Raw genomic sequence first — 7,974 nt, 5'->3', positions numbered from 1 at the left:
TGACTCAAGGAGAAGATGCTTCTAGAGTTCGAGTTGGCGAGCTCCCAGCCATTTTTGCAATTGCTCGTAATCTAGCACTTAATCTTTATCGAGAAGCTGGAGAAACAAATATGGCACAGGCACAACGACTCGCAGGCTATGGTCTAGACTTTTTGAAGAATCTGTTTAGAATGAAATAGCCCTGCTATCTGATGCTAGCTTCCAGCCAGTTGATTTGTACTCAACCGAACGACAATCTTTCTGAAACTGTGGATATCCTTTTTTACCAGGAATACCCTTTTTACAGTTTTCGTAAAATCTGGAGATAGCAGACCAGGCTCTTTCGGCGCTAGCCTGTCTGGCTTGGGAATTGAGTTCCTCGGCAAAGGAAAATTCGCGAGCGAGTACCGCGCAGTATTTGTTCAAGTCGTACTTGTTAACTTTTGGGTTGTCCATCCAATAGCGCAAACAGCTATTGCGGACAAACTGTGCTGTACGAATTGCTTCAAAAACTGCTGCAAACTGACTGGATTTTCCGTAAGCTTTGAACTCAAAAACTAGCATTGCTTTACCTCCTACCTTATGCTAACTCGTCGAGCACAAAACTTTTTGGCGTCGCAGCAAAAGTTTACAATGAAAGCCGTCCTATAAGGACGGGGTTTTAGACCCAGTTTTTTGATAACCGGGTTGCCCCGAGGGAGATGCTCCACGAGAATCTAGGGCTGCCACAAGTAGAAGCCTACTCCAGCAGGTAGAGAGAGCAAGCAGACCCTCTGGAATTACTTGTAGTTAAATCGTGAAACGCCAGATAAGTTTAGCCAAGTTTTGTATGGTAGTTGAGCCACAGTGACTAATTTTATGATATTTAGTTATATTTCCTAATACTCTGCTCCACTTGATCTTTGAGAAAAATGTGGTAGAACTAGGATTGAAAGACTCAGGTGAAAATCCCTGATGGTTGGGGAGCATACATCAGCTTCCTCTACGACATCAAAGCAACACAGTCAATCGCCCGATCGGCACGAGCTCAAAAATCAAGCGTTGCCAGTACAGCAGTCGTAAGTTGTGCGCGGGGGAATTTCCTTCGTGCATTAGTTCATATGCCATGGTTGAGAGACAATCTCAGCTTAGATATTTGTTAGCATTTGCTAGCAAAAAAGTATCGGAACGCTTGAGGAGGGGAATCCTGCTAATTTAACTAATACGAGTGGGAAGTCCCGCACTCTATCCGTTTACAGGATGAGTGACGGGATGAAAACGAGCAGCAAACAAATTGAGCGATAGCGAATCCATGATAGGATCGAAATAAGCGGGGATGATAAGAGTAGCCGTGGTGGGCGAACTTTCCGTTGTATAAAGGCTAGACACCACCTATCAGTTTCTGACTGGTAGCCCCAAGATCCCGCTGGGCCGTAAAAGAGCTGATGGATGGGTGAAAAAATCAACAATTCTACTCCTTGGGACACAGGGAGTCTGCCTCGAAGATAAGTGATTATCTTGCTAGTTTAGTACCACCTTCAGGTGAGTAAAACCTACGGAGGGAGGATAAGACCAGCTTAGAGATGGCTCTAACAAGGCTCTCCCGTTGAAAGAGGAAGCCCGCACTCTATTTGTTTACAAAATGAGTGTCGGGTATGTCACGTGAACTCGTTGAATGAAGCATCTCCGAGCCTAAAAGCCTGGAGAGCTTCAAAAGCACAGCACCTCGGCCATGACAGGAGTCAAATCGCAGTGTCATGTTTATTCTGAAACGGCAGGATGTTGAAATATCCAATTTTCAACACCCAAAACGGGATCAACAAATTCCCATTCTCAATTATCAGGGGCAGACTTTTCGTCTGATCAGCGCCTTCAACGGCAAGCAAGCAGAAGACGCCAGAGCCTTGTGGCGGGATTTAACCGACAACCGAGGCAAAGCCTGTGTTCTGCTAGAAGAGCCGGATAGATACAGCGTCTGGGGAAAAGTCCGTCTAGATCAGCTTGCCGGTGAAGAACCGGCCGGTACAGAATCCGCTAAAGCACCGCTATTCGCGCAGGGTTGTCTGCTACTCCTCCAAGCTGTTTACTTTGACGTAGAAGACCTCTTAGGCGCAAGGCAAGCCACATCGTTTCAGAAAGATATCACCAAGGTATTTCAGCAAGGAAACTTCCCCCAGGCAGACTCCGCTGATGCGATCAAAAATTGGCTGACGGTTAGTCCCTTGCAAAATCATAAGGTGCCCCCTTGGCAAGATCAACATCTCAAAGCCTTATTGCAAGAACTTCACCGTTTGGGCAAATCATATTTTGGCAATACCGACTTCGCTGAGGGAGTGAGCGATGTGCTGCAAGATATGCCAGCACAGGATCGCACTCAGTTTCTCGATTGGCTGAAACAATCAGCCCTCAACAAGTTGTGGATCGCAGGATAGAAAATCTTTGACAATTGCTCTGACAATTGGGCGCAGATAATCGAGCTGAGATAATTGCACTGTCGGGGGCAAGGGAGATACAGGTTGGATTGCCAACTTGTATCGATCGATCGACATAATTGTTAAATCAGTTAAGAGGCCAGCTACAGTCTGGCAATTTAACTAAATTTCGATCGCAGTTCCCACCCACAATCATTGATATGAGTGGGGGAGTGTGAAAGCCAAAAACAGAGAAAGCAACATTTGAGGATATAATTTCCGAGTTTAATAGGCTACGGTAAAAGCCTTAATGGTGAAGGCGCAGACCGTATTTCTATCATCTGTTCCCGGGCAAAATATTGACTTAGAACTAATTCTTTGAATTAGTAAATAGATAGTATTCTTGCTTAGTCTTCCGAAAGTGTACGAGGGCAAAAATCCCGACAACACGCTGAGGAAGGCAGTTTTTCCGGGAGCGTCAGATCAAGGTTCTTTGGCGAAAGAATCCTCATCTACAATCAAAGATTGAGATGGGGTGCGTTCAACCGCTAGTTAGGTATCGTGAAATCCCTATGAGTAGCACTTCAGAAAAGTCATCTACATCTACATCTTTACTATCAGCTCAGACCCTCGTGATTGTGGGCATTGTCTGGGCTGTCATGGCGCTGTTGTTCTTTTTGCTGTTCAGCGTCCCCCTCTCACAAGAGGGTTTGCCACTCTGGTACTCGATCGGCACTTTGGTTTTTGAGTGCGGGGCCTACCTGGGAGCTGCTTTAGTTTGTTTTAGAAACTGGAAAAGCCCCCACATGGCAAGCGGGCGCAACGTTTGGCTGGGGATCGGTCTCGGGATGCTATTCTATTTTATCGGCAGTGTGCTATTTGGCATTTGGGAACTGTATTTCGAGTTAGACCCGGATGTATCCCCCGCAGATGCCTTTTATCTGGTCAGCTATGTGGCATTGATCGGAGGCATGGTTCTAGCTGTGACTTCCAAACGACTGAATTTAGAATTGTGGCAATGGGGTTTGTTAGCGGCAATAGCAGCCTTTGGGATTGCTGTAGCTATCTGGGTTGCTGCGCCGGACTCTTGGAGACAACAGCTAGGAATGGCTCCGGCAGCTCCCCAGGAAGTAGTGACAGGCTCTGCACCTGACTCAACGGCTGCCAAAGGAAAAGCCCCTGCTTTGGACAATTCGGCCCAGTCAAAGGCAAAAGGAACGGCAGCAGCGGCTGCTAAACCGGCACCGGAAGAAGAATCAGCAGAAGTAGCTAAAGCTCCCGAATGGGTGACCGCACTTGACAAGCAACTATCACCTTACGCCTATGCAATCAATTTGTTTTACATCGTCGGGGACGTTTTTCTGCTGATTATTGCTACTGCGCTGCTGCTGGCGTTTTGGGGAGGACGTTTTTCCCAGTCTTGGAGAATGATTGCGGCTGCAACTTTTTCGCTTTACATCGCAGATATGTACTTCAAATGGCGCGATACTCAGGCTGAGGGTAGTTATCAAAGCGGCAGTTTACTGGAAGTCTTTTTTGTTTTCAGTGGCATCCTGTTCGGAATAGGAGCTGTATTGGAACATGACATCTCCACCCGTTCTCGTCAAAGCAGGCGGACTCGTCGCAGCGCGTAGCGATTTGAGATTGGGGTTGCTTCGGCAAGGGAGGGGAACGTGAAAGCTTTTTTGCCCTTCCCTGCATCTGTTAACTTCAAATCGAAAATAAAAAATCATCAGAAAATGTGGGTGGAAACCCCGTGCTTTAAAGACGGCTTTATGTGTTACAATTAGCAGTCTTTACGTTGACCTCTAACAAGATGGTGAAAAGCCGATAGCTCTGGGACGCCGTAGTTAAAAGGTTGTTACTCTCCATGGGTAACTCGATATTGAACAATACTCTACTTCTAGCCCAAAGCCAGTTAAACCGAGTTAGGGCGAGTAAATCAAACAAAACCAAAAGTAGCCCCAATACCTGTGTTACACCACAGTTGGAGGGAGTAGTGGGAATTGGCATCCCCTTGTGGACTGCTGCTATATACGTGTTAAGGCACGGTATGGCGATGTGGTTGTTACGAGCAATAACCAACGGTGGTTACCTCTTCTAAAGAATCCCTGTACCTTTAGGTCAGGGAGTGTCAAAGTTTGCCGATCGCACTTCCTACGTCTTTTCACGTCTTTTTGGTGGAAAACTTGGCATGACGCCCACAAAACTCTCCGATTCAGACAAACGGGAACTCCTCAGGCTGTACCGACAGTCGGACGAGAATACTATCACTCTGGCCAAGCGCTACGGAGTGAGTAGTTCGACTGTAAGGCGCATCCTTCAGGGGGCTTTGTCTGAGTTAGAATACGCATTTCTAGTCCAGCAAAAACAAAAGCGTTCGTCCGATCGTAGCAACAGCAGCGTTTCTCAACTAACAGAAACGGCTGCTGAATCACCGGCCAAAAGCTCCATCGCCCCTGGAGATACTCCCCTGTCTGAGTCAGTCCCCGTCGCACAGTCAGCCCCAAATTTGAGGCCGAGGATCCGAAACCGTTCTGTATCAGACACCCAACCCGTAGCAGAAATCGAAATTCCAGGAACTTTACAGTCTGATTTCGAGGTTTCTGATTTACCAGATGCCCCAGCAGGCAATCTTGCCGAACCCAGCCACCGTGCTGTTGTGACTGGGGAACTACAGGCAATGCTTGGTGGTGAAGATTTTAGCGATTTCGACGAAGACGAGGATGAGGATGAGGAGGATTTAGATGACGACTTCGACGAAGATTTAGAGGATGAAGATTCTCTGTTTGAAGGGAGTCTGCTGGGTGCGATGTCCGGGGAGTCGAGCGAACTTCGGGCTATAGGCCCGATTCGAGTTTTGCCTTTAAGCGAAGCATCTGTACCCAAAATTTGCTATTTAGTAGTCGATCGGGCGGCAGAGTTAATTACCAGGCCTCTGAAAGCATTTGGCGAACTCGGTCAAATTCCGGCGGCCGAAATTCGCGAGAAAACCCTACCAGTTTTTGACAATCACCGAGTGGCGCGCCGATTTTCTACTCGCAATCAAAGAGTTTTCAAGATTCCAGATGGCAGACTGTTGCAAAAAGCCGCGCCTTACTTGCTAGCCAAAGGAATTACTCGACTGCTGATTGAAGGTCAGGTTTATTCCATCTAAGGTTGGAAAAATTAACTTAATATTCTGCGGTGTCCGAGTCTTCGGGATTTGCTTGAAATCTGGGACGCGATTCTTGGGAATCTGAAAGGTTCCAAAGCGGTTGTAGCAGTGCACCGCCTATCAGTCCCGCACTAATGCTCATTGCCAATACTAATCCTACAGGAATCTGTATGGATTTAAACAAGATAAAGCTTAAAGCTACTGGCGCGGCGTTCTGGACTGAGATTATGCCGATCGCGCTTGCTAAAATTGCTACTAAAAAACTTATGGCGAGCAGAGGAATTGCTTTCATAGAACTGGCAGACCACCTAACACTTTAACTGATATTACTGCTTAGTAATTTAAATATCTGAAAATATGATTTTGCCGCACCTCCCATTGTTAAATAATATACACCAAAATTAGCACCAAGTCAAGCAGATACCGGAGAATTATATTTTTTGTTACATTAAACATAAAAGATGTTTTTTGACAATTCCTAAATGTTTACAAAATTAACTGTATTGCAAGTAGATAATTGGCTGCCATATCAAGTAAATTGAATGATATTAATGTTACCTTAGTGTTGGTAATTTAACTTACCAATGTACCTCATGAAGCTGAAATAAGCTGTTATATATCACTCTTAAAACATGGACTATTTCACATCATTGATCGGACAAAATCGAGCAGTAGAATTGCTCAGCCAAGCAGTCGAGCGCAACCGAATTGCTCCAGGTTATCTATTTGTCGGGTCTAACGGCACGGGCAAAAGCTTAGCAGCACAGTGTTTCATCGAGCTTTTATTCTCAGTAAATCTTCCTGAAAGGCGATCGATAGAATCCGTGCAAAATCGCGTCCGACAGCGAAATCATCCAGACTTGCTCTGGGTAGAACCAACCTACATGAACCAAGGCAAACGTCTTTCCACAAAAGAAGCAGAGGAAGCAGGATTAAAGCGGAAAGCCCCACCCCAAATTCGCCTAGAACAAATTCGCGAAATCGGCGAATTTCTGAGCAGGCCACCACTAGAAGCTGGGCGTTCGGTCGTAGTTTTGGAACAAGCAGAAACAATGGGTGAAGGAGCCGCCAACGGCTTGTTGAAGACCTTGGAAGAACCGGGAAAAGCAGCGCTAATTTTAATTGCTCCGACTGTGGAAGCTTTGCTACCAACTTTGATTTCCCGCTGTCAAAAAATCCAGTTTTCGCGGCTGAATCCCGAAGCAATGGGACAAGTTTTGCAGCAAGGGGGATTTGCCGAGATTTTATCCCATCCCGAGGTAATCGGGATGGCGCAGGGAAGTCCTGGAGAAGCAATTAGTATTTGGCAGCAACTGCAATCAATACCCGAGGATTTGCTGCAAAAAGTTAAGCAGTTGCCTCAAAATTTGCGGTCAGCTTTGGAATTGGCTAAGGAAATTGATAAAACTTTAGATACTGAATCTCAGTTGTGGTTAATTGATTATTTACAGCATTGTTACTGGCAGCAATTTTTGGCAGGCCGAATTAGCCGATCGCCCTTAGAACCCTTAGAAAAAGCCCGCCAATATTTGCTAAACTACGTACAGCCACGATTAGTCTGGGAATGCACACTAATGGGAATCTGTCAACCATAATAAGAGTGCCAATTTTTATTACAATAGCATGAGTAAGTAATCTACCTAATTAAATATAAAAAGCTGGATAAAAAGCTTGCTGTATATGTCTTGTGGCTTCATGGCGCTAGATAACTAAAGCCTTCTTCCTTCGATCGACTGTCAACTGTCAACTGTCAACTGTCAACTGTCAACTCTTCCTTCTTCTTAACACAATGGAAAAAGCCACATTTGCCGCCGGTTGTTTCTGGGGAGTCGAACACAAGTTTCGCACCGTTACGGGTGTCATCTCGACTGCTGCGGGCTACACAGGAGGTCACTGGCCGAATCCTTGCTATCTCGACGTTTGCGCCCGAGTCACCGGTCACGCTGAAGCAGTGCTCTTGGAGTACGATCGATCGCAAATCAGTTACGAAACACTGCTAGATATATTCTGGAACTGCCACGACCCAACCCAAATCAATCGCCAAGGCCCTGACAGAGGCGAACAATACAGGTCAGTCATTTTTTATCACAACTCAGAACAAGAAAAAGCCGCCCGCGCATCCAAACAAAAATTGCAAATTTCCGGTAAATACGACAAAGATATTGCCACCGAAATCAAACCCGCTGGTGAATTTTATATGGCCGAGGATTACCACCAGCAGTATATTGAGAAGAAGCGGCAGCCCTCCGCATCAAAGGACTAAAGTCCTCACTACGAACCTGATAAAAACATATTTTCCCAAACAAAAAGCGCCCCTATTTCTAGGGGCGCTTTCTGTTATCTCAAGCTAAAACTTAGCCATTGATAGAAGGAGCAACCAAAGCCACAGGAGTTGTTTCACCAGCAGCCAAGTCGAGAGGGAAGTTGTGAGCATTGCGCTCGTGCATT

Annotated in this window: 8 protein-coding genes and 1 pseudogene; 6 read left to right on the top strand and 3 right to left on the bottom strand. The window is 46.0% G+C overall.

Annotated elements, in window-relative coordinates; translation table 11 throughout:
* Positions 1-168: 168 nt before the first annotated feature.
* Positions 169-543: pseudogene (locus tag QZW82_RS31775) on the bottom strand (RNA-guided endonuclease TnpB family protein); the annotation flags it as partial.
* A 377-nt stretch (positions 544-920) separates the two neighbouring features.
* On the opposite strand from QZW82_RS31775, the gene QZW82_RS31770 reads away from it, so the two are divergent.
* The 4 genes from QZW82_RS31770 (at position 921) to QZW82_RS31755 (ending at position 5,526) form a co-directional block, all read left to right on the top strand.
* Positions 921-1,121, top strand: a complete 201-nt coding sequence (locus tag QZW82_RS31770; RefSeq protein ID WP_293158257.1) for a hypothetical protein — start codon at positions 921-923, stop codon at positions 1,119-1,121.
* Positions 1,122-1,715: 594 nt separating this feature from the next.
* Positions 1,716-2,390 (top strand): Npun_F0813 family protein, encoded by a 675-nt coding sequence (locus QZW82_RS31765; RefSeq protein WP_293158254.1) that lies wholly within the window; start codon positions 1,716-1,718, stop codon positions 2,388-2,390.
* Between the two features lie 551 nt (positions 2,391-2,941).
* On the top strand, positions 2,942-4,003 hold the full coding sequence (locus QZW82_RS31760; protein WP_293158251.1) for a hypothetical protein: 1,062 nt from the start codon (positions 2,942-2,944) through the stop codon (positions 4,001-4,003).
* Positions 4,004-4,563: 560 nt separating this feature from the next.
* On the top strand, positions 4,564-5,526 hold the full coding sequence (locus QZW82_RS31755; RefSeq protein ID WP_293158263.1) for a hypothetical protein: 963 nt from the start codon (positions 4,564-4,566) through the stop codon (positions 5,524-5,526).
* Positions 5,527-5,542: 16 nt separating this feature from the next.
* Here QZW82_RS31755 and QZW82_RS31750 read toward each other — a convergent pair whose 3' ends face one another.
* A complete protein-coding gene (locus tag QZW82_RS31750; protein WP_293158248.1) occupies positions 5,543-5,818 on the bottom strand; it encodes a LapA family protein in 276 nt (91 codons plus the stop codon).
* A gap of 340 nt (positions 5,819-6,158) precedes the next feature.
* Here QZW82_RS31750 and QZW82_RS31745 point away from each other — a divergent pair, with 340 nt between their 5' ends.
* The gene (locus QZW82_RS31745) at positions 6,159-7,121 is read left to right on the top strand and encodes a DNA polymerase III subunit delta' (RefSeq protein WP_293158245.1); all 963 of its coding nucleotides are present in this window, start codon (positions 6,159-6,161) and stop codon (positions 7,119-7,121) included.
* A 194-nt stretch (positions 7,122-7,315) separates the two neighbouring features.
* Positions 7,316-7,789 carry a peptide-methionine (S)-S-oxide reductase MsrA gene (gene msrA, locus QZW82_RS31740; protein WP_293158243.1) on the top strand — a complete coding sequence of 158 codons (474 nt, stop codon included), beginning with the start codon at positions 7,316-7,318 and terminating at the stop codon, positions 7,787-7,789.
* Positions 7,790-7,880: 91 nt separating this feature from the next.
* On the opposite strand, the gene QZW82_RS31735 is transcribed toward msrA, so the two are convergent.
* On the bottom strand, positions 7,881-7,974 hold a 94-nt coding region (locus QZW82_RS31735; protein WP_293158260.1), incomplete at its 5' end, for a photosystem II protein D1.

Origin of the sequence: Microcoleus sp. bin48.metabat.b7b8b9.023 (assembly GCF_013299185.1) — a bacterium.
GTDB lineage: Bacteria > Cyanobacteriota > Cyanobacteriia > Cyanobacteriales > Microcoleaceae > Microcoleus.
The sequence above is the reverse complement of the archived record's forward strand: the minus strand, read 5'-3'. Positions and strand labels throughout refer to the sequence as shown.

What these genes read in the sequence shown, in the direction of transcription:
- QZW82_RS31755 (WP_293158263.1), top strand. Translation starts at nt 4,564, where the DNA reads ATGACGCCCACAAAACTCTCCGATTCAGACAAACGGGAACTCCTCAGG.
- QZW82_RS31760 (WP_293158251.1), top strand. Translation starts at nt 2,942, where the DNA reads ATGAGTAGCACTTCAGAAAAGTCATCTACATCTACATCTTTACTATCA.
- QZW82_RS31750 (WP_293158248.1), bottom strand. Translation starts at nt 5,818, where the DNA reads ATGAAAGCAATTCCTCTGCTCGCCATAAGTTTTTTAGTAGCAATTTTA.
- msrA (WP_293158243.1), top strand. Translation starts at nt 7,316, where the DNA reads ATGGAAAAAGCCACATTTGCCGCCGGTTGTTTCTGGGGAGTCGAACAC.
- QZW82_RS31745 (WP_293158245.1), top strand. Translation starts at nt 6,159, where the DNA reads ATGGACTATTTCACATCATTGATCGGACAAAATCGAGCAGTAGAATTG.
- QZW82_RS31765 (WP_293158254.1), top strand. Translation starts at nt 1,716, where the DNA reads ATGTTTATTCTGAAACGGCAGGATGTTGAAATATCCAATTTTCAACAC.